Genomic DNA, 19,921 nt, shown 5'->3' on the forward strand with positions numbered 1-19,921 from the left:
AGCCATGTCCGCTGAATTCTTTCCCTTTCCCGAAGAGCCGCTCGGCGCGGTCCCGCAGAGCTGCACCTGGCGGCGTGAGTCCGATCCCCTCGGGCAGGTCACCCTGCCCAGCGGTGACGCCGTACGGCTCGCGGTGCGCTTCGAGGACGTCGAGGCCGTCCTGACCGACCCGCGGTTCAGCCGCGACCTGAGCAAGCCCGGATGTCCCCGGCTGCAGTCCGGCGCGGACATGTCCGACGACCGCGACACGCTCATCAACATGGACCCGCCGCGGCACACCCGGGTCCGCCGCCTCCTCAGCCGCGCGTTCACCGTGCGGAACATCGAGAAGCTGCGGCCGCGCATCCGGGAGATCGTCCAGGAACTCGTCGACGACATGGTGGCCGCCGCCCCGGGCCCCGTCGACCTGATGGCCGGCCTCGCCGAACCGCTGCCCATGCGGGTGATCGCGGGGGTGCTCGGGGTCGCCGACAGCGATCTCGCCCAGTTCCGCCACTGGTCGTACGTGGCCATGAGCATCACGCCCGACATGGCGGACGAGCGTGTCACGGGGCGCGAGGAGTTCTTCGCGTACCTGGTCGATCTCATCGAGCAGCACCGCAGGGAACCGGGAACGGATCTCCTCGACGCCATGATCCAGGCGACGGAGGACGGCGACCGGCTGAGCGAGGCGGAGCTGTGCGACACCGCCCGCTCCCTGCTGCTCGCCGGGCACGAGACGACCATGACCTCGATCGGGCGCGGGATCTTCACGCTGCTGCGCCACCCCGATCAGTACGCGCAGCTCGTGGCGGACCCCTCGCTGGTGCCCGCCGCGGTCGAGGAGGTGCTCCGGCACGACTTCCCCGCCGATGTGGGCTTCCTCCGGGTCGCGACGCAGGACGTCGATCTGCCGTCCGGTCAGATCCGGCGGGGCGAGGGGGTCATGCCGCTCATCTCCTCGGCGCACCGCGACACGAAGAAGTTCGCGGACCCCGACCGGTTCGACATCCACCGGGTGGACAACGCGCACATGGCTTTCGGCAAGGGCGCGCATTACTGCATCGGCGCGTATCTCGCGCGGGTGCAGCTCCAGGAGGCGTACGACGTGATCGTGCGCACCTTCCCGGATCTGCGGCTGGCGGTGCCCGCCGAGGAGATCGTCTGGAAGCCGGACATGATGACGCATGCCATCGCGGAGCTCCCGATTACCTGGTGAACAGGAGGTGAGGTCGATATGAGTACCGCAGAGAAGAGTTCGACGCCGGGTGGGAGTCCCGTGCTCTACCGCCCGGAGGACCTGGCCCGTATGGCGGAGGATCTGCCGTTCATCCGGACCATCGCCGACTGGTGTACGGAGTTCCTTTCGAACCCGCATCCCGATCTCGGGCGGGGCGGTTCGGTCTGTCCCTTCATCCCGCGTGCCCTGGCCATGAACCGGGTCTCGTTCGTCGTCCTGCGCACGGCGAACCGCACCGAGGCCGAGATCGACGGGATCATCGCCTCGTACCGGCAGACCATCCTCGACATGGAACCCCGGTCGGGCCAGGAGGCCATCGACAAGGCGATCATGGTGATCCTCCCCGATGTGAGCGAGGAGGACGCGGCCGAGGTGGTGGACGAAACACACCGCAGGCTGAAGGCGGAGTTCGTCGCCTCCGGTCTCATGATCGGGAAGTTCCATCCGCGCAGCGAACAGGGCGGGCTCCACAACCCGGGGTTCCGGCCGCTGCGCAGTCCGATTCCGCTGCTGGCCATCCGGCACATGGTCGACTCGGACCTGCCGTTCCTGAACCGGGTCGACGATCCCGTGCCCGACCGCATCAAGTTCCTGGAGTCGTACGGGCAGCGGTTCGAGGACGCGGAGGAGTCCCGCTGGTCGGAGAAGGGCCGGGCGGCCATCGGTGAGCTGCGCGTCCGTGCGGAGTCGGAGCAGTGACGGCCGCCACGCCACGCAAGGTGGCGATCGTGGCCGGCGGCAGCCGCGGCATCGGGGCGGAGATCTCCCGTCACCTCGCGGCCGCCGGCCTGGAGGTGGTCATCGGCTTCGCCCATGACACCGTGGCCGCCGAGAAGCTGGTGGGGGAGATCTCCGGAACCGGAGTCGGCGACGGTCCCGGAACCGGGGCCGGACAGGCGAGGGCCGTGCTCGCCGACATCGCGGAACCGGACGGTGCCACGCGCCTCTTCGACGAGGCGGAACAGGCCTTCGGCGGGGTGGACATCGTTGTCACCTGTGCGGGGGCCCACGCCGCGCGGCGCGGCCCCCTCGCGGGCACCGACGACGACGACTTCCGCCGGGTCGTGGACGTCAACTTCCGCGGGACCTTCCACATGCTGCGGGCGGCGGCGACCCGCGTCCGTACGGGCGGACGGATCATCACCTTCTCCAGCTCCGCCCTGGCCCTGGGGGCGCCCGGCCAGGCGGTCTACAACGCCTCCAAGGCCGCCGTCGAGGTGCTGACACGGCAGCTGGCCAAGGAACTGGCCGGCCGGGACATCACGGTCAACGCGATCGCCCCGGGACCCACCGGCACCGAACTGTTCCTCAGCGGCCGGCCGCCGGAGGCGATCGAGGCGCTGGCCAAACAGATCCCGCTGGGCAGGATCGGCCGGCCGGACGACATCGCGGCGGTGGTGGACTTCCTGCTCGGCGAGCAGGGCGGCTGGATCAACGGGCAGGTGCTGCACGCCAACGGCGGAATCGTGTGACGTCCCCGTCATTCCCGGAGAGGAGCACCACAATGCTGGACAGCACGGTCCCGCTGGGCGAGAGCGACCCCGGTGGATTCCTGGAGAACATCGACGTGGTGGTCATCGACACCGAGACCTTCGCACCCTTCGTCGAGGACGCGATAGACCAGTACAGCCTCGGTCTGGCGTCGGTGAAGGCGGCCGGTTCGCGGCTGCACCGGCCCAACAGCTTCGGGCTGCTGGGCGGTGTGTTCGAGGACGACGCGATGATCGTGAAGCAGGTCGCCTTCGCCACCAACGTCCGGGCCGTCGAGTCCGTCCCCCTGGAGGAGTTCAAGGAGAACATCGTCCCCCAGTTCGGCAAGCAGTACGACGACGGGGAGCGCGGGTTCTGGTGCGACTCGCGTGAACTCCTCAAGATTGTGCGGGAGTTCGAGAACGCCGGCCTGGAGATGCTCGGATCGGTCCATATGCACCCGGACTGGCACCGCATCGGGCCCGCGCACGAACGGGGCACGGAGAACCTGAGCGAGAACCCCAGCCGGATGGACGAGTACCTCTTCCGCAACGCGGGCTGGCCGCTCAACATCATCTGCTACCTGGAGAGCCGGGGCGGCGGCATCACCCACACGTACGCCGCGTGGCGTCCGCCCGCCCTCGACGATCCGTCGGGGCGGGCCAGGAAGGTCACCGTCAGGCACTTCGCACACGGCCACGTCGGCTCCGAGTGACGTGCCAGGCGCTGTGACGTGACGAGTGCCGTGACGTGACGCATGCCGTGACGTGCCAGGTGCTGTGACGCACCAGAACTCCCAGGCTGTCCGAAGGTGGAGGACGACGAATGGACAGGTATCCCCGGAACGCCGGCACGGTGGTCTCGCCGGCCGACCCGGACTACGAACGGGCCCGACGCATCTGGAACAACCGCTTCGACTGCCGGCCCCGCGCCATCATGTACCCGCGCGACGAAGCGGAGGCGGCGGCGGCGCTGGGATACGCGCGGGACAACGAGGTCCCGTTCCGTATCCGCTCCGGCGGTCACAACAGTGAGGGTTTCTGCACGGTCGACGACGGCATCATCATCGACCTGTCGAAGCTCGGCTCGATCGCCGTGAACAACGACCGGACCCGGGCCGTCATCAGCCCCGGTGTCATGCTCGGCGAGGTGTACGCGAACCTCTGGTCCGTGGGCGGCACCATCCCCGCCGGGGTCTGCCCGGACATCAGGATCGGCGGGCATGTGCTCGGCGGCGGCATCGGGATGCTCGTCCGCTCGCGGGGCCTGCTCATCGACAACCTGGTGGGCCTCACCGTGGTCGACGCGCACGGGGAGAAGCTCCAGGTCGACGCGGACCACCACCCGGATCTCTTCTGGGCCTGCAAGGGAGGCGGCGGCGGCAACTACGGGATCGCGACCTCGTACACCTTCGAGATGCGGCCCATCTCCGACGTGACCATCTTCAAGCTGGAGTGGGACTGGCAGGGCGGCATGGCGGTGCTCGACGCCTGGCAGCACTGGCTCCTCGCGGCGGACTCGCGGGTCAACGCGCGGTTCAACGTCTTCTCCAGCACGGTCGGTACGGTCATGACGGTCGGCCTGTTCGAGGGCTCGGCCGACGAGCTGAAGTCGATCCTCCAGCCGCTGGTCGAGAAGTTCCCGCCGCGCGAGTCCTTCGTACGCACCATGCCCTACATGGAGTGTGTCGGGACGTTCAGTGAGCAAGTCCCCTCCATACGGGCCAAGTTCGTGCCCGCGCTGTCGGCGGGACCGCTCGACTCCGACGCGCTGAGGACCCTGGAGCGCTGGCACAAGGACGCGCCGACCGGGGTCAAGACGGGGCTCTACGGACTCGGCGGCGAGGTGCTCGGCAGTGTGTCGCCGGACAGCTCGGCGTTCGCCCACCGCGACGCGTCCATCTGCGTCGAGTACCTCGGCCACTGGCAGGGGGCGGAACACGACCGGGAACACCTCGGCTGGCTGTCCGGCGTCCGTGCGGAGATGGACGCCTTCATGACGGGCGGAGCTTACGTCAACAGTCCGGACCGCGATCTGGAGAACTGGCCGCACGCCTACTACGGGGAGAGCCTCCCGCGGCTGATGGACGTGAAGCGGCGGTACGACCCCGACAACGTCTTCGCCTTCGAACAGAGCATCCCGGGATCCCTCACCCTGCCCGAGGCCCGCGCCGCGGGCCTGACCGACAAGGTCGTCGAAGACCTGCGCGCCCGCGGACTTCTCTCCGCCTGACGCCGGCACCCGCGGGCGCCCACCGAGGCGCCCGCGGGGCTCACCGAGGCGCCTGCGGGCCCCAAGAACTCGCCCTTCTCCACACCCGCCTCCCTCAAGAGGCAGAAGCGGCGTGCCCGGACCACCGAAAAGCCCACTTTGCTCGAATCTCTGAAGGAGAACAACGTGGACAATCGAATCAAGACAGTCGTGATCCTGGGCGGCGGCACCGCCGGCTGGATGGCTGCGGCGTATCTCGGCAAGGCGCTGCAGAACACGGTGAAGATCGTGGTCCTGGAGGCACCCACCATCCCGCGGATCGGTGTGGGCGAAGCCACCGTTCCCAACCTCCAGCGTGCGTTCTTCGACTACCTCGGCATCCCCGAGGAGGAGTGGATGCGCGAGTGCAACGCCAGTTACAAGATGGCGGTGAAGTTCATCAACTGGCGCACACCGGGTGAGGGCAGTCCGGTGCCGCGGACGCTCGACAACGGTCACACCGACACCTTCCACCACCCCTTCGGCCTGCTGAAGTCCGCCGACCAGATACCGCTGTCCCACTACTGGGCGGCCAAGCGGCTCCGGGGCGAGACCGACGACACCTACGACGAGGCGTGTTTCGCCGACACCGCGATCATGAACGCCAAGAAGGCGCCCCGCTTCCTCGACGGGCAGCGGGCGACCAACTACGCCTGGCACTTCGACGCCAGCAAGGTCGCCGCGTTCCTGCGCAACTTCGCCGTCACCAAGCAGGCGGTCGAGCACGTCGAGGACGAGATGACCGAGGTCCTCACCGACGAGCGGGGCTTCATCACCGCCCTGCGCACCAAGTCGGGTCGGCTCCTGCACGGTGACCTCTTCGTCGACTGCTCCGGCTTCCGCGGGCTGCTGATCAACAAGGCCATGGAGGAGCCGTTCATCGACATGAGCGACCACCTCCTGTGCAACAGCGCGGTCGCCACGGCCGTGCCGCACGACGACGAGAAGAACGGTGTCGAGCCGTACACCTCCTCGATCGCCATGGAGGCCGGCTGGACCTGGAAGATCCCCATGCTGGGCCGGTTCGGCAGCGGTCACGTCTACTCCAACCACTTCGCCACCCAGGACGAGGCCACCCTGGCCTTCTCGAAGCTGTGGGGCCTCGACCCGGACAACACCGAGTTCAACCACGTCCGCTTCCGGGTCGGCCGCAACCGCAGGGCCTGGGTGCGCAACTGCGTCAGCGTCGGCCTCGCGTCGTGCTTCGTGGAGCCGCTGGAGTCCACCGGCATCTACTTCATCTACGCGGCCATCCACATGCTGGCCAAGCACTTCCCCGACAAGACCTTCGACAAGGTGCTCGTCGACCGGTTCAACCGGGAGATCGAGGAGATGTTCGACGACACCCGGGACTTCCTCCAGGCGCACTACTACTTCTCGCCGCGCGTCGACACGCCGTTCTGGCAGGCGAACAAGGAACTGAAGCTGGCCGACTCCATCAAGGACAAGGTCGAGACGTACCGGGCCGGGCTGCCGGTCAACCTGCCGGTCACCGACGAGGGGACCTACTACGGCAACTTCGAGGCCGAGTTCCGGAACTTCTGGACCAACGGCAGCTACTACTGCATCTTCACCGGCCTCGGCCTGATGCCGCGCACCCCGCTGCCCGCGCTCGCCTACAAGCCGCAGTCGACCGCGGAGGCGGAGCTGCTGTTCGCCGACATCAAGCGCAAGCAGCAGACCCTGGTCGAGTCGCTGCCGTCGACCTATGACCTGCTGCGTCAGTTGCACGGTGCGTCGTGACGGGTGCGGCGGGCGGCGTGACGACCGAGCAGCAGCACTACCGCGATCTGATGAGCGCCTTCCCCACCGGGATCGCGGTGGTCACCAGCCTCGACGCCCAGGGTGTGCCACGCGGCATGACCTGCTCGTCGGTCACCAGCGCCACCCTGTCCCCACCGACGCTGCTGGTCTGCCTGCGCAACGGCAGCGCCACGCTGGACGCGGTCTCGGCCACCCGGGGGTTCGCCGTCAACCTGCTGCACGACGGCGGACGGCACGCGGCGGAGGTGTTCTCGGGCCCCGACCCGAACCGCTTCTCGCGTGTGCAGTGGAAGCAGTGCCGGTCGGGTCTGCCGTGGCTGTCCAAGGACGCGTTCGCGGTGGCGGAGTGCCGGGTCAGCGGCACCCAGGAGGTGGGCGACCACACCGTGGTCTTCGGTGAGGTCGCCAGAATCGCCCAGACCGACGGCACCCCGCTCCTGTACGGCCTGCGCTCCTTCGCCGCCTGGCCGCTGCCGTCGGACGGCGGCGCCGGACCGCGGCCCGCGCGGCAGGGTTCGCAGTCCGCCAGGCAGGGTTCGGAGTCCGCGCTACGGGGCTCGGAGCAGCCGCGGCTGAACCTGGCGTGAACCGCCCGACACCGGTGTGAACCGGGGCCGTGAGACCCCGTGGGTTCCCCGCGGCACGTCTCACGGCCCCGGCCCGGGACCGAAACCGCTACTCACAGAAACAGGGCACCGATGACGGCACGCCAAGTCACGCAGCCATCCTTCAGGACGTCCGAGCTGGACAGGTTCTCCGCCTATCGCGCCACGGAGGGAAGGGAGCCGGCAGAGGGAACAGGGGCGCCGGAGGCGACGGAACCCGGCACGGCCGAGGAGGTCCTGGACCTCTCCAACAACGAACTCATGCTGCCACCGCTGCCGGCGGTGGTGGACTCGCTGCGCCGGAGCAGCCTCCAGGTCAATCTGTACCCCGACCCCACCGCCCGCGTACTCAAGACCACACTGGCCCGGCACTTCGGCGCCGAGACCGAGGAGACGGTGGTCGGCCCCGGCAGCGGCGGCGTCCTCCAGCAACTGCTCCTGGTCCTGGCGGGCCGCGGCGACGAAGTCCTCCACGCCTGGCCGGGCTTCGACGCCTACCCCCTGCTGGTCGCCGTCACCGGCGCCAAGGGGGTACCGGTACCGCTCACCACCACCGGCGAGCACGACCTGGCGGGGCTGCTGCAGCGGGTCAACCCCCGTACCCGGGCGGTCATCCTGTGCTCCCCGCACAACCCCACCGGCCGCCGGATCCCGCGGAGTGAACTGGTGGGGTTCCTGGACAGCCTCCCGTCCCACGTGGTCGCCATTCTCGACCAGGCGTACATGGAGTTCGACGAGGAGGAGGATCCGCACGACCTCGGCCTGATCCGGGAGTATCCGAACGTCGTGCTGCTGCGGACGTTCTCCAAGGCGTACGGCCTGGCGGGGCTGCGGGTCGGCTACGCCTTCGCCTCGTCGGAGATCGCCGTGCGCGCCCGTAAGACGGTCATCCCCTTCTCCGTCACACGCTCCGGCGAGCGGGCGGCCGTGATCTCGCTGGCACAGGGCAGCGACCTGGCCGAACGGCTCGGTACGGTACGGCGCATGCGCGCGGACCTCCGGTCGGATCTCGGCGCGCAGGGGCTGGTGCCGCTGCCGTCGTCGGCCAACTTCGTCTGGCTTCCCCTTGGACCGGAGTCGGACCGCTTCGCCGCCGCGGCGCTGCGGGCCGGGGTGCGGGTCAGGTCGTACTCCGGCGACGGTGTGCGGATCTCCGTGGGGACCGAGGAGGCCCACCGGCGGGTGCTGATCGCCGCGAAGGACTTCCTGTCGGTGTGACGCGCCACGGGTGACGCGTCACGGGTGCGGCGACCACCGGCGCCGGACACACCGCCCGCCCGTCATGCGATCCCGCGCACCACCCCTGTGCAGCACAGCACGTGTGTCGAACACACCGCGGTGGGCCTGTGGTCACAGCAGGCCCACCGGTCCACCCACCGTGCCCGGCCGGCCGCGACACGCCCGGCCACCCACCTGAGGCCGATACTGATGACTGGTAACGCCGTATCAGACTTCTTCCTGGCGCTGACACTCGCCATCACCGCAGCCAAACTGCTGGGAGCCGCACTCCGGCGGATCGGACAGCCCGCCGTCGTGGGAGAGATCCTCGCCGGCGTCCTCGTCAGCCCCATGGTGCTGTCGGCGACCGTGAGCGAGAAGATCTTCCCGGAGAGTGTGCAGCCCGTCTTCTCCGGCCTGGCCAACGTCGGCCTCGCGACCTTCATGTTCCTCGTCGGTTACGAGATGGACGGCGCCCTGCTGCGCGGCCGCAAGCGCATCCCCCTGAGCATCGCGGTGGGCTCGGTCGTGCTCCCGCTCGCGGGCGGAGTCGCCCTGGCGATACCGCTCGCCTCCACCTACGCGCCCGAGAGTCACACCGGCTTCGTGCTCTTCGTCGGTGTGGCCATGTCCGTGACGGCCTTCCCCGTGCTGGCGCGCATCCTGTCCGACCGCGAGCTGAACCGTACGGCGACGGGCGCCATCGTGCTCGTCGCGGCGGCCATCGGTGACATCGTCGCCTGGATCTGCCTGGCCGGTGTCATCGCGTTCACGGGTGCCAACGGCGAGTGGCGCTTCGTGCTGCTGCCGCTCTACGTACTGGCGATGGCTTTCCTGGTCCGGCCGGCGCTCAAGAAGGCCGTTCAGTACGCCGAACACAACGACAAGCAGGCCACGGTCCTCTTCCCCGTGCTGATCGCCGGCCTGCTGGTGTCCAGCGCCGCCACCGAGTGGCTCGGCATCCACTTCATCTTCGGCGCGTTCGCCTTCGGCGCGATCATGCCCCGCGCGATGTCCGAGTCGCTGCGCGTCCTCGTCGTGAACCAGATGCAGCAGACCGGCTATCTGCTGCTGCCGCTCTACTTCGTCGTCGCCGGCATGAAGGTCGACCTCGCCGGATTCGGCGGTGCGGTCCTCCTCACCCTCGTGCTGGTCATCACCGTCGCCATCGCCACCAAGGCGCTCGGGGTCTACGCCGCCGGACGCCTGGCCGGCGCGGACCACGGCCAGGCGCTGACGGCGTCCGTCCTGATGAACACGCGCGGGCTCACCGAGATCGTCATCGTCACCGTGGGCCTGGAAATGGCCCTGATCGACCAGCAGTTCTACTCGATCATGGTGGTGATGGCCGTGGTGACCACCGTCCTCACCGGCCCGCTGCTGAAGCGGATCGGCGCACACCGCCTGGTCGGCGCCAACCCACCGGAAGGCGCCTCCGCCGCGGCGAGGGAGAAGCAGAACGCACCGGGCTGAGCGCGGGCCCGCCGGCGCGCCGGGGAGCCCGTCAGCTCCACAGCGTCACGTGGATCGCCGGGCGGAACCTCCCCGCCGTCACACCTTCCCCGCGCAGCATCGCCTGGAGGGCGCGCGGCGTCGTGACGAAACGCATCAACTCGGCGGCCGCGGGCGGCGCGTCACGCCCCGGGAGGGCGAGGGCGTTCCAGGAGCCCTTGGCGGGCAGCGCGGGGCTCAGGAGCTGTTTGAGTTCCCCGCCGGAGAGCGCCCGGGTGACGGAGAAGGAGAGCGCCAGCGCCACACCCTTGCCGTGTTTGGCCTCCTCCAGGGCCGCCGCGTGGCTCTGGAAGATCCGCTGGTTCTCCTCGTCCACCTGGAGCTGCTGGAGTACGGAGGGGACGAGGCCCGCGCGGTCCGCGGCCGACGGGCCGAGCAGCCAGGTCTGGCGGCGCAGCTCGCCCGGTCCCGGGCGGCGGGCGGCGAGCGGATGGTCCGGGCCGACGACGCCCACCATCTGGTAGTTGAGGAACGGCGTGCACTTCATGCCGTCGTCCATGACCGCCGGACGCGGGCCGATCGCCACGTCCACGGTGCGGTTGCGCAGCAGGGTGGCGAACCGCTGCGGGCTGTGCACACTCAACTCGACGTCCAGGTCGTCGGCCCGGCCCGCGAACAGCTCGATGAGGCCGGGCGCCGCGTGCTCCGCGAAGAGGCTCGATGTGGCGACGCGCAGCAGCCTGCGGCCCGAACCGGCCTGGCTGACCTCCAGGATGGTCCGGTCCTGGAGCCCCAGCAGCTCCGTGGCACGGCTGGCCAGCCGCAGCCCGCCGGGGGTGAACGCGAGGCCCGCGCCCGTCCTGGCGAACAGTCTGTCGCCCAACTCCTTGCGGAGCTGGGCGACATGCATGGACACAGCGGCCTCGGACACCGAGAGATCGGCCGCGGCCCCCTTGACCGAACCCAGGCGGACGACCGCGGCGTACGCCCGCAGCTGCGTCGGCGTCATATCTGATCTGTCTCCCACCCGGCCGCCCGAGCCGATGCGCGTCCGTCGTGTCCGCCGCGCTCCACCGCGTGCGTCGTATCCGTGGCGACGTGCCGTCACGCTATCCGCTGGGCCCCCGGGCTGCTACAAGATCTTCACATCCCGTTGATTTCCCGTGGCCGGTATCACGTCCCGACGGTGAACGTGGCGTGCAGCGCGCGGGTGTGGTCGACGTACCGTACGGGCCCGGTCAGGGTGAGTGCGGCGGTCAGCCGCACATCGGTGCTGGAGGCCGCCAACCGCAGCTCCAGCGCCCCCGGTTCGACGATCCGGCGCCCGTCGCGCCCGGTGAACGACGCCAGATCGGCGGGTACGGTGACGCCGATCCTGGCCCGCTCGCCCGCCGCCAGCGGGAGCCGTACGTAGCCGATCAGGCGCTGCGCGGGCTGGACCACCGAGGCGACCGGGTCGTGCAGATAGAGCTGGACCACCTCGACGCCCGCGCGCCCGCCCGTGTTGGTGACGGTGAACGCCAGCTGCGCCGCGCCGTCCGTGGGCAGTGCGGCGCCCTCCGCCCTGACCTCCAGCTCCGACCAGGTGAACGACGTGTACGTCAGCCCGTGGCCGAACCCGAAGGCCGGTGTCGGGTCGATGCTGGAGACATCGCTCGCGCGGGCCAGCGGCGCCGCGAGATACGTGGACGGCTGCGCGCCCGCCAGCCGGGGGGCGCTCACCGGGAGCCGGCCCGAGGGGTTGATCCGGCCGCTGAGCACGCCCGCCACCGCCGGGGTGCCCTCCTGCCCCGGGAAGAACGCCTGCACGATCGCCCCGGCCTCGGTGACCGCCCGGCCGAGGACGTACGGCCGGCCGGCGAGCAGGGTGACCACCACCCGAGTGCCGGCCGCCCGCGCCGCGTCGAGCACCGTATTCAGCAACAGGCCCTGGGCGCCCGGCAGATCGAGCGTCTCGGCGTCACACCCCTCCCCGCTGGTGCCGCGCCCGAAGAGCCCCGCGCGGTCACCGAGCGCGAGGACGGCGACATCCGCGGCGCGGACCGCCCGCACCGCCTCCGCGAAGCCGTCCGGGAGAGCCGCGCCGGGGACGACGGGGTCGTCGATGCCGGTGGCCGCCACCGTCACGATCTCGCTCGCCGGAAACTCCGCCGCCAACGCCTCGCGCAGCGTGGGAAGTTCGATGCCGATCGGGGTGTCCGGATGCCGGGCGCCGACATGGACGGGGAAGGAGTAGCAGCCCAGCACGGCCGTACGGGTCTCCGCCTGCGGGCCGATCAGCGCGATCCTCGCCGGGCCCGTGTCCCCGGCCGCGAGCGGCAGCGTCCCGTCGTTGCGCAGCAGGATCACCGAACGCTCCGCGAGCCGACGGGAGATGTCCCGGTGCGCGGGGGAGTCCAGGGTGACCGTGCCGCGCAGCCGCTCCGGGCCGGTGCCGTCGAGCTCCAGCCCGGCCAGGGCCGCAGGCCGGGCGCTCCACCCCGGGTCGAGCAGCCCGAGCCCGGCCTTCTGGGTCAGGACCCGGCGCACCGCGCGGTCGACCACCTCGCCCGGCAGCCGCCCGCCGGCGACCGCGTCCCGCAGCGGCCGTCCGAACGTGTTGACGGTGGGCAGCTCGACATCGACACCCGCCGCGAGCGCGGCCGTCGCGGCCTGCGCGCGGTCGCCCGCCACTCCGTGCAGGGTGGCCAGGAAGGCGACCCCGAAGTAGTCGGAGACCACGGTGCCGTCGAACCCCCAGACGTCCCTGAGGAGTCCGGTCAGCAGCCGCTCGTCGGCCGCGCACGGCACCCCGTCGAGATCGTTGTAGGCGGCCATGACGGACCGTACGCCGCCCTCCCGCACGGCCATCTCGAACGGCGGCAGCACCACGTCCGCCAGCTCCCTGGGGCCGATGCCCACCGGGGCCAGATTGCGTCCGCCGCGCGAGGCCGCGTACCCGGCGAAGTGCTTCAGCGTCGCCACGATGCCCGCCGACTCCAGGCCCCGCACATAGGCCGTGGCGACGGTGCCGACCAGATACGGGTCCTCACCGATGGTCTCCTCGACCCGCCCCCAGCGCGCGTCGCGCACCACGTCGAGCACCGGCGCGAGCCCCTGGTGCAGCCCGACCGAGCGCATGTCCCGCCCGATCGCGCCTGCCATCTCCCGGACCAGCTCCGGGTCGAAGGACGCGCCCCAGGAGAGCGGGACGGGGTACGTGGTGGCGCCCCAGGCGGCGAAGCCGGCGAGGCACTCGTCGTGGGCCATGGCGGGCACGCCGAAGCGGCTCGCCGCCACGACGCGCTCCTGCGTACGCATCAGGGAGAGGGCGCCCAGCGCGGGATCGACCGGCACGGTGCCGAACGGCCGGGTCAGCTGGCCGAGGCCGTACGGCAGCAGCTCGGCCAGGGCCGGCGGGGCGTCCATGTCGTGCTGGTGCGGGGCGACTTCGGCGCCGTCGGCGGAGGCGCCCGCCCACAGCCCGTAGAGCTGTGCCAGCTTCTCCTCCGTGGTCATGGCCGCGATCAGCTCCTCGACGCGGCGGGCCCGCGCCTCGGACAGAAGGGCGGACCCGGGCACGGCCGTGGTCTCGGTGCTCACGTTGTCGATCACTTTCCTCCGACCCCCATGAGCCCCTGGACCAGGGCTCGGCGGGCGAACAGGTAGACGAACAGGACGGGCAGCGTGGAGAGCACCACGGCCGCCAGCAGACCGGGGATGTCCACACCGTGCTCGGTCTGGAAGTTGTACAGCCCGAGGGTGAGCACCTTCGTCTCCTCCGACTGCGTCAGCACGAGCGGGAAGAGGAAGCCGTTCCACGCCTGGAGGGCGGAGAACACCACGATCGTCGCGATCCCGCCCCGGGAGAGCGGCACGACGAGCTGGAAGAAGACGCGGCGCGTGCTCGCCCCGTCGATGGCCATCGCCTCGAAGAGGTCGCCGGTGATGTCGCGCATCGTCCCGGTGAGGATCAGCGCGCAGACGGGCAGACAGAACGCGGCGGTCGGCAGGATGACCCCGATGAGGTTGTCGTACAGGCCCGCCTTGCTGATCGCGTAGAACATCGGGACGATCACGGCCTGGGCGGGGATGGCGAGCCCGAGAAGGAAGAGCCGGAAGATCCGGACGGTGCCCCGCCCCCGGTTCCGTACGATCGAGAACGCCAGCGGGGGCACCAGCAGCAGCACGATCGCCACCACGCTCGCCGTGACGGCCACCGTGTTGAGGAAGTAGCGGCCGAAGCCGTTGGAGAAGTCCTGGGCGTAGTTGTCGAGGGAGAAGGAGCGCGGAAAGGCGAGCGGGCCGTTCGCGCTGTACTCGGCGCGGCTCTGGACGGTCGCGCCGAGCATCACGTACAGCGGGAGCGCCACCAGCCCGAGCCACAGCAGGGCGCCCAGCCCCGCGAGATAGTTGGGACGCCCCCTCGTCACGGAACGGCCCGACACCCTCCCTCCGTTCACCGAACGGCCCGTCACATTCCCTCCTTGGTGCCGGCCATCTTGTCGTAGCCCGAGATCCGCACCATGACCAGCGAGATCACCGTGGCGACCACGACCAGCAGCAGCGCGATGGCCGCGCTCTGGCCGAAGTCGAACTCCCGGAACCCCTTCTGGTACATGTAGTAGGCACTGATGCTGGTGTCGGTGCCGGGGCCGCCCTGGGTCAGGATCAGCACGGTGTCGAAGGTGGTGAGCCCGCCGACCACCATCAGGATCACCGATGTGATGATCGAGTTACGGAGCTGCGGCAGCGTGATGTGGAAGAACCGGCGCACCCGCCCGGCCCCGTCGATCGCCGCCGCCTGGTAGAGCACCGGCGGGACGGCCCGCGCCGCGCCCTGGTAGATCAGCGCGTGGAACGGGGTGAACTGCCACGCCGCCACGGACACGAGCACACAGATCGCCCCGGTCCTGGTGCCCAGCAGATTGCCGTCGCCGAAGAGCCACGTCAGCTCCGCCGGCACCCCGAAGTTGGGGTCGAGCAGCGCCCGCCACAGGACGGAGATCGCCGTGGCGGAGAGCAGCAGCGGCACGAAGAAGACCGCGGAGAGCACCGCCCGGTTGCGCTGCGGCCCGGCGGCCCAGACCCCGAGCAGGATCGCCAGCGGGGTCTGGGTGACCACCCCGAGCACGGTCAGCAGCACACTCAGCCACAGGCTCTTGATCATCACCGGGTCGTGGAGCAGCGCGGTCCAGTTGTCGGCCCCCGCGAAGCGCGGCGCTTCGAGCCCGTTCCACTCGGCGAACGAGAGGACCGCGACCAGCACCAGCGGGACCATCGCGAACAGGGCGAAGAAGGCGGCGGCGGGCAGCGCCCAGAGGATCCCGGGCCGGGCCACCGTATGCCCGGCCGGGCCCCGGCCGGCGGGAGCCGCCGCCGTGTCGGCTGTGTCGGTCATGTCCGGTGTCCGTCGCTCTCAGTCGGTGGACAGGGCCTGCATGGCCTTGACGAAGCCGTCGGCGTCCGTCGAGCCGTTGAAGAACTCCTGGACGGCCTGCATCATCGGGGCGTCGGCCGCCGGCGGGTACGCCTGGTTCCACGAGAGCTGGAACGAGGGCGCCTTGCTGACCATGTCGAACTGGTACTTCAGGTACGCCGGGTCCTCCGTCGAGTCCAGGAACTTCTCGGTGTTCGTGGTGGTCGGCAGGTTGCCGATGGCGAGCTGCGCCTTGACGAACTCGTCCGAGTACATGAGCTTCAGGAACTCGGCTATCGCGTCCGCGTGTTCGGTCTTCTTCAGCACCGAGTAGAAGTTGTTGGTGTTGCCGACGACATCGGCCGGGTCGCCCTTGCCGCCGTCGACCGTCGGGAAGGCGGTGTACCCCAGGCCGGTCCTGGCGAACTCCGGGTTGACGTCGCGCTGGGTCGAGTACACCCACGAGCCCATCAGCTCGAAGCCGGCCTTGCCGGCCGCCACCAGGGCCGGGGAGCCGCCGTCGGTGAACTTCACCGAGTCGTAGTTGGTGCCGAACGCGCCCGCGTCGACCAGCTCCTTCAGCATGGCCAGCGCCCGCTTGCTCTCCGGGCTCTCCCAGACGCTCTTGTCGCCGGCCAGCGCCTCCTTGAAGAGACCCGGGCCCGCCACCCGGTCGTACAGGTACTCGAACCACATCAGCGTCGGCCACTTGTCCCCGCCGCCCAGCGCGATCGGCGTGACGCCCTTCGCCTTGAGCCGGGCGACCGCGCCGAGCAGGTCGTCCCAGGTCTTCGGCGCCTCGACGCCCGCGTCCGCGAGCACCTTCTTGTTGTGGAAGAGGAGCACCGGCTGGGTGCCGCGCATGGGCACGCCGTACGCCTTGCCGTCGATCGTCGCCGTGTCGTACACGGACGGCAGGAAGTTCGACCTGAGCCCCGGGTCCTTCGCCACCAGCTCGTCGAGCGGCAGCAGCAGGCCCGACTTCACGAAGGGCTGGATGGAACCGCCGCCCCAGTTGAAGAAGACATCGGGCGCCTGCGGGGTACTGATGGTGGTCTGGAGCTTCTTCTGGTAGTCGGCGCCGGGGACCGTGTCCAGGACCGCCTTGACCTTCGAGGTCTTGTTGAACGTCTCGACGATCTGCTTCTCCACCTTGTTGGTGGCGTCGCCGTAGACGAGTACGTGGAACTCGTCGCCACCGCCCGGGGAACTGCCGCCACCGCCGCAGGCCGTGAGGCCCAGGCCCAGGAGGAGCGCCGCGCAGCCGGCGACGGTCCGGGAGAACCGTGCGCGAGTCGTGCGCGTCTTCATCGCCTTCATCGTCGACCTCTCCACCTCTCGAAAGTATCGGCCACATTGCCGAAAGTATCTGGCGTGTGACCGTAGGACTCCTCTCCGAAGCGGTCAACAGTGCGGTCGGTGCTCAGCCAAACCGTTACCGATTTCCGCCCCACTTCCGGTGCCTTATCCTTCAGTCCATGCGAGACGAGACAAGCGCAGGCCGGGTCACCCTGGCTCAGGTGGCTTCGCAAGCCGGGGTTTCTCTTTCGACAGTTTCGAAAGTGCTCAATGGGCGTCCTGATGTCTCCGCACCCACCCGCGGCAGGGTCGAGGAACTGCTGGAGGCCCACGGCTACCGCCGCTCCAGCCCCACCGCCCCCGAGGCCCCGCTCATCGAGATCGTCTTCCACGAACTGGACAGCACCTGGGCGATGGAGCTGATCAGGGGCGTCCAGAACGTCGCCAAGGAGACCGGTCTGAGCGTGGTCCTCACCGAGACCGGCACCCGCCACTCCCCGGGCGCCGACTGGGTCGAGGGCGTCCTGCGGCGCCGCCCGCTGGGTGTCGTCCTCGTCTTCTCCACGCTCCCCGACGACCTCAAGAAGAAGCTGTGGTCCCGGGCCATCCCCTTCGTGATCATCGACCCGGCGGGCGACCCGGAACCCGACGTGCCGTCCGTCGGCTCCGCCAACTGGGCCGGCGGCCTCGCCGCCACCCGCCACCTGCTCGACCTCGGCCACCGCAGGATCGCCGTCATCACCGGACCCGAGGACATGCTCTGCTCCCTGGCCCGCCTCGACGGCTTCCGCTCGGCCATGGGCATGGCGGGCGTCGACGTCGACCCCGCGCTGGTGCGCTTCGGCGACTTCCACGTCCGCTCGGGACACGCGCACGCGGTGGAACTCCTCCAGGGCCCCGACCGGCCCACCGCGATCTTCGCGGGCAGCGACCTCCAGGCGCTCGGCGTGCTGGAGGCGGCGCGCGTCCTCGGCCTGCGGATCCCCCAGGACTTCTCCCTGGTGGGGTACGACGACATCCCGCTCGCCCAGTGGTCGAGCCCGGCGCTCACCACCGTCAACCAGCCGCTGGTGGAGATGGCGGAGGAGGCGGCCCGGATGCTCCTGCGGCTGCGCCGCGCCGACCAGAACCAGGGCCAGGGCGACCAGACCGGCCACGCGGACCAGGCGGACACCCGCATCGAGTTCGGTACGCGGCTGGTCGTACGGGACAGCACGGCCCCGCCGTCGGAGTAGCCGCTGTTACCGACCCGCTGTCTGTACGAGCGATCGGTTGCTGAACGTACTCTGAAGGTGACCTTGTCAGGCTTCCGAAAGTCGACCGATCGTCAGTGAAAACCTTCGTCGTCGGTTCGCGTGCCAGTAATCTTGCGAAATCTCAGGTGCGCGTATTCCTTGCCCCGCTTCGCGAACGATTTCCGGATTTCCGATTCACCCATCGAGTGATTCTCGAAGGGGGCGACAGGGATCGAAGATCGCTGCTTCCCGGCGTATCGGCGCTCAGTGGTGGCTCCGCATTCAGCTCCGCGCAGGAAGCGGCTCTGGCGCGGAGGGAGGTGGATGTTGTCATTCATTCCCTGAAGGACCTGCCGACCGCCAACCCGCCCGGCCTGGCGCTCCTGCCCCCGCCCGGACGTGCGGACATACGGGACGCACTGTGCGGATCGACCCTCGCCGGCCTGCGGCGGGGCGCGCGGGTCGGAACGGGTGCGCCCCGGAGGATCGCCCAGCTCCTCGCCGCACGCCCCGACCTCGAGATGGTGCCCATCCGGGGCAACGTCCCACCGCGCCTGAAGAAGATCGAGACCATGGGCCTGGACGGGGTCGTCCTCGCGGTCGCGGGCCTGCGCCGACTCGGCTTGGAGGATGCGATCGGGGAAATTCTGCCCCTCGATCTTTTTCCGCCGAGCCCCGGACAGGGCGCGCTGGGAATCCAGATTCACGAAGACAATTCGATCGCGCGTGAGGTTTTCTCCTCCACAGGAGATCTCGATGTCGACTCTCAGGTGCGGGCGGAACGCTCACTGCTCGCGGAACTGCACGGTGGGTGCAGTGTTCCTTTGGGCGCGTACGCGGAGACTTCGCCGGACGGAGAGCTGTCGCTGTTCGGCCAGGTGACGTCCTTGGACGGAACGGAGCGTGTTTCGGGGAGGGTTGCCGGCCCGTCCGCCGAGCCGGAGAAGCTGGGCGCGGCCCTGGCCGCCGATCTCATCGGTCAGGGTGCGCGGACGATCCTTGACGCGGCGCGTGCCGCGACCAAGGTCGGGTGAGCGAAACTCCCGGTCGGTGCCCGATTTCGGGGTCGCCCTCATGGTCAGCCGGAACTCGTCGTACAAGCCGGACCAGAAGATCACATGCGGCATGACGGACACGCCTGCGTGCCCGCTCTCGTCCAGCGCCCGTCGTGCCCGCGCCGTGGTGCCCAGCAGCATGGACGCGGGGCCGACGATGTCCGCGCCGGCTTCGGCGTGAGCGACTGCCTGCCTGCCGGTCACCTCCACCGTCGCCGCCACGTTCGGCAGCCCGTGGGCTCCGGCGAGGTAGCGGAGCCCGTCACTGGTGCGGGAACACAGGCATGTCGCCGTCATGACGGCGATGGAGGGCGACGCGTCTTTGGCCGCGTGGATGGCACGGACCAGCAAGGAGTCGGGGGCGAGAGAGTTCTCGACGGGGCTCCCGAGCTGGTCGAATCGGCGCCGTTGCCGAAAATGACGTTCGGGCTGGTGGAGGAACGCACCGGAAGGCGTACCGTCCGCAGGAGCCATGTGGTGTCCTTGCGGCCGGTGCCTGCCGGTGACGCGGAACTCCTGGGTGTCGAGGTGGGCGCCCCCGCCCTGGGCATGGCCAATCGGTACTGGGACGAGGACGGGGCGGTGACGGAGTACGCCACCGATTTCCTCGGCCCCGGCCGTCATCTCTCGGCGGAATACGACCTGCCCTGAGCGAGCGGGTCCACACTGGAGGCATGTGCCGCAGCATCAAGACCCTCCGCCCGCCCGTACTCCCCGAAGAGGCCACCGAGGAGGACATCCGCGCCGCCGCGCTCCAGTACGTACGCAAGGTCTCCGGTTTCCGCGCCCCCGCCGCGCACAACCGCGAGGCGTTCGACCGGGCCGTCGACGAGATCGCCGCAGCGACCGCGAAGCTCCTCCATGACCTGGAGGTACGCGGCGCCGCCACCCGCGCCGCGTCCTGACGTGGCCCTTGACCCCGTCCGGCTCCGAACCGCAGGGGCGGCGAGCCTCCA

The 19,921-nt window shown here is 69.9% G+C and carries 18 protein-coding genes and 1 pseudogene; 13 read left to right on the forward strand and 6 right to left on the reverse strand.

Annotated features, from left to right (window positions below):
• Nucleotides 1–4: 4 nt before the first annotated feature.
• From ACFTZC_RS13665 to ACFTZC_RS13705, 9 genes are all read left to right on the forward strand, one after another.
• Nucleotides 5–1,198 carry a cytochrome P450 gene (locus ACFTZC_RS13665; protein ID WP_382889094.1) on the forward strand — a complete coding sequence of 398 codons (1,194 nt, stop codon included), beginning with the start codon at nucleotides 5–7 and terminating at the stop codon, nucleotides 1,196–1,198.
• An 18-nt stretch (nucleotides 1,199–1,216) separates the two neighbouring features.
• Nucleotides 1,217–1,918, forward strand: a complete 702-nt coding sequence (locus tag ACFTZC_RS13670) for a DUF6875 domain-containing protein (protein ID WP_382889096.1) — start codon at nucleotides 1,217–1,219, stop codon at nucleotides 1,916–1,918.
• On the forward strand, nucleotides 1,915–2,691 hold the full coding sequence (locus ACFTZC_RS13675; protein ID WP_382889098.1) for an SDR family oxidoreductase: 777 nt from the start codon (nucleotides 1,915–1,917) through the stop codon (nucleotides 2,689–2,691). The genes ACFTZC_RS13670 and ACFTZC_RS13675 overlap by 4 nt, the downstream gene beginning before the upstream one ends.
• A gap of 32 nt (nucleotides 2,692–2,723) precedes the next feature.
• Complete coding sequence (locus tag ACFTZC_RS13680; RefSeq protein ID WP_382889100.1) at nucleotides 2,724–3,404, forward strand: hypothetical protein; 681 nt, start codon at nucleotides 2,724–2,726, stop codon at nucleotides 3,402–3,404.
• A 110-nt stretch (nucleotides 3,405–3,514) separates the two neighbouring features.
• The gene (locus ACFTZC_RS13685) at nucleotides 3,515–4,921 is read left to right on the forward strand and encodes an FAD-binding oxidoreductase (RefSeq protein ID WP_382889102.1); all 1,407 of its coding nucleotides are present in this window, start codon (nucleotides 3,515–3,517) and stop codon (nucleotides 4,919–4,921) included.
• A 165-nt stretch (nucleotides 4,922–5,086) separates the two neighbouring features.
• On the forward strand, nucleotides 5,087–6,682 hold the full coding sequence (locus tag ACFTZC_RS13690) for a tryptophan halogenase family protein (RefSeq protein ID WP_382889104.1): 1,596 nt from the start codon (nucleotides 5,087–5,089) through the stop codon (nucleotides 6,680–6,682).
• A gap of 17 nt (nucleotides 6,683–6,699) precedes the next feature.
• Nucleotides 6,700–7,290: a flavin reductase family protein gene (locus ACFTZC_RS13695; RefSeq protein ID WP_382889106.1), complete on the forward strand. Its 591-nt coding sequence runs from the start codon at nucleotides 6,700–6,702 to the stop codon at nucleotides 7,288–7,290.
• A gap of 111 nt (nucleotides 7,291–7,401) precedes the next feature.
• Nucleotides 7,402–8,526 carry an aminotransferase class I/II-fold pyridoxal phosphate-dependent enzyme gene (locus tag ACFTZC_RS13700; protein ID WP_382889108.1) on the forward strand — a complete coding sequence of 375 codons (1,125 nt, stop codon included), beginning with the start codon at nucleotides 7,402–7,404 and terminating at the stop codon, nucleotides 8,524–8,526.
• Nucleotides 8,527–8,736: 210 nt separating this feature from the next.
• Nucleotides 8,737–9,999 (forward strand): cation:proton antiporter, encoded by a 1,263-nt coding sequence (locus ACFTZC_RS13705; protein ID WP_382889110.1) that lies wholly within the window; start codon nucleotides 8,737–8,739, stop codon nucleotides 9,997–9,999.
• Between the two features lie 31 nt (nucleotides 10,000–10,030).
• On the opposite strand, the gene ACFTZC_RS13710 is transcribed toward ACFTZC_RS13705, so the two are convergent.
• The 5 genes from ACFTZC_RS13710 to ACFTZC_RS13730 form a co-directional block, all read right to left on the reverse strand.
• Nucleotides 10,031–10,987: a LysR family transcriptional regulator gene (locus ACFTZC_RS13710; RefSeq protein ID WP_382889112.1), complete on the reverse strand. Its 957-nt coding sequence runs from the start codon at nucleotides 10,985–10,987 to the stop codon at nucleotides 10,031–10,033.
• Between the two features lie 164 nt (nucleotides 10,988–11,151).
• Nucleotides 11,152–13,572: a beta-glucosidase gene (locus ACFTZC_RS13715; RefSeq protein ID WP_382889114.1), complete on the reverse strand. Its 2,421-nt coding sequence runs from the start codon at nucleotides 13,570–13,572 to the stop codon at nucleotides 11,152–11,154.
• Nucleotides 13,569–14,390, reverse strand: a complete 822-nt coding sequence (locus ACFTZC_RS13720) for a carbohydrate ABC transporter permease (protein ID WP_382889115.1) — start codon at nucleotides 14,388–14,390, stop codon at nucleotides 13,569–13,571. The genes ACFTZC_RS13715 and ACFTZC_RS13720 overlap by 4 nt, the downstream gene beginning before the upstream one ends.
• Nucleotides 14,391–14,431: 41 nt before the next feature.
• A complete protein-coding gene (locus ACFTZC_RS13725) occupies nucleotides 14,432–15,358 on the reverse strand; it encodes a carbohydrate ABC transporter permease (RefSeq protein WP_382889117.1) in 927 nt (308 codons plus the stop codon).
• Between the two features lie 18 nt (nucleotides 15,359–15,376).
• Entirely contained in the window at nucleotides 15,377–16,687 is a 1,311-nt protein-coding gene (locus ACFTZC_RS13730) for an extracellular solute-binding protein (RefSeq protein WP_382889119.1), read from the reverse strand.
• Nucleotides 16,688–16,842: 155 nt separating this feature from the next.
• Here ACFTZC_RS13730 and ACFTZC_RS13735 point away from each other — a divergent pair, with 155 nt between their 5' ends.
• Nucleotides 16,843–17,910, forward strand: coding sequence for a LacI family DNA-binding transcriptional regulator (locus ACFTZC_RS13735; protein ID WP_382889180.1), 1,068 nt, complete (start codon nucleotides 16,843–16,845; stop codon nucleotides 17,908–17,910).
• Between the two features lie 95 nt (nucleotides 17,911–18,005).
• On the forward strand, nucleotides 18,006–18,944 hold the full coding sequence (gene hemC / locus ACFTZC_RS13740) for a hydroxymethylbilane synthase (protein WP_382889120.1): 939 nt from the start codon (nucleotides 18,006–18,008) through the stop codon (nucleotides 18,942–18,944).
• A 63-nt stretch (nucleotides 18,945–19,007) separates the two neighbouring features.
• On the opposite strand, the pseudogene ACFTZC_RS13745 reads toward hemC, so the two are convergent.
• Nucleotides 19,008–19,316 (reverse strand): annotated as a pseudogene (locus ACFTZC_RS13745) (hypothetical protein); the annotation flags it as partial.
• On the opposite strand from ACFTZC_RS13745, the gene ACFTZC_RS13750 reads away from it, so the two are divergent.
• Together ACFTZC_RS13750 and ACFTZC_RS13755 are read left to right on the forward strand one after the other, a co-directional pair.
• Nucleotides 19,296–19,616 (forward strand): UTRA domain-containing protein, encoded by a 321-nt coding sequence (locus ACFTZC_RS13750; RefSeq protein WP_382889122.1) that lies wholly within the window; start codon nucleotides 19,296–19,298, stop codon nucleotides 19,614–19,616. The pseudogene ACFTZC_RS13745 and the gene ACFTZC_RS13750 sit on opposite strands and share 21 nt — an antisense overlap.
• A gap of 23 nt (nucleotides 19,617–19,639) precedes the next feature.
• Nucleotides 19,640–19,870 (forward strand): DUF2277 domain-containing protein, encoded by a 231-nt coding sequence (locus ACFTZC_RS13755; RefSeq protein ID WP_382889124.1) that lies wholly within the window; start codon nucleotides 19,640–19,642, stop codon nucleotides 19,868–19,870.
• The last annotated feature ends 51 nt before the right edge of the window (nucleotides 19,871–19,921 follow it).

This window comes from Streptomyces sp. NPDC056987 (assembly GCF_042673865.1).
GTDB lineage: Bacteria > Actinomycetota > Actinomycetes > Streptomycetales > Streptomycetaceae > Streptomyces.

Coding starts and splice junctions, on each gene's coding strand:
- ACFTZC_RS13665 (WP_382889094.1), top strand. CDS start 5: ATGTCCGCTGAATTCTTTCCCTTTCCCGAAGAGCCGCTCGGCGCGGTC.
- ACFTZC_RS13670 (WP_382889096.1), top strand. CDS start 1,217: ATGAGTACCGCAGAGAAGAGTTCGACGCCGGGTGGGAGTCCCGTGCTC.
- ACFTZC_RS13680 (WP_382889100.1), top strand. CDS start 2,724: ATGCTGGACAGCACGGTCCCGCTGGGCGAGAGCGACCCCGGTGGATTC.
- ACFTZC_RS13685 (WP_382889102.1), top strand. CDS start 3,515: ATGGACAGGTATCCCCGGAACGCCGGCACGGTGGTCTCGCCGGCCGAC.
- ACFTZC_RS13700 (WP_382889108.1), top strand. CDS start 7,402: ATGACGGCACGCCAAGTCACGCAGCCATCCTTCAGGACGTCCGAGCTG.
- ACFTZC_RS13705 (WP_382889110.1), top strand. CDS start 8,737: ATGACTGGTAACGCCGTATCAGACTTCTTCCTGGCGCTGACACTCGCC.
- ACFTZC_RS13710 (WP_382889112.1), bottom strand. CDS start 10,987: ATGACGCCGACGCAGCTGCGGGCGTACGCCGCGGTCGTCCGCCTGGGT.
- ACFTZC_RS13725 (WP_382889117.1), bottom strand. CDS start 15,358: ATGACCGACACAGCCGACACGGCGGCGGCTCCCGCCGGCCGGGGCCCG.
- ACFTZC_RS13730 (WP_382889119.1), bottom strand. CDS start 16,687: ATGAAGACGCGCACGACTCGCGCACGGTTCTCCCGGACCGTCGCCGGC.
- ACFTZC_RS13755 (WP_382889124.1), top strand. CDS start 19,640: ATGTGCCGCAGCATCAAGACCCTCCGCCCGCCCGTACTCCCCGAAGAG.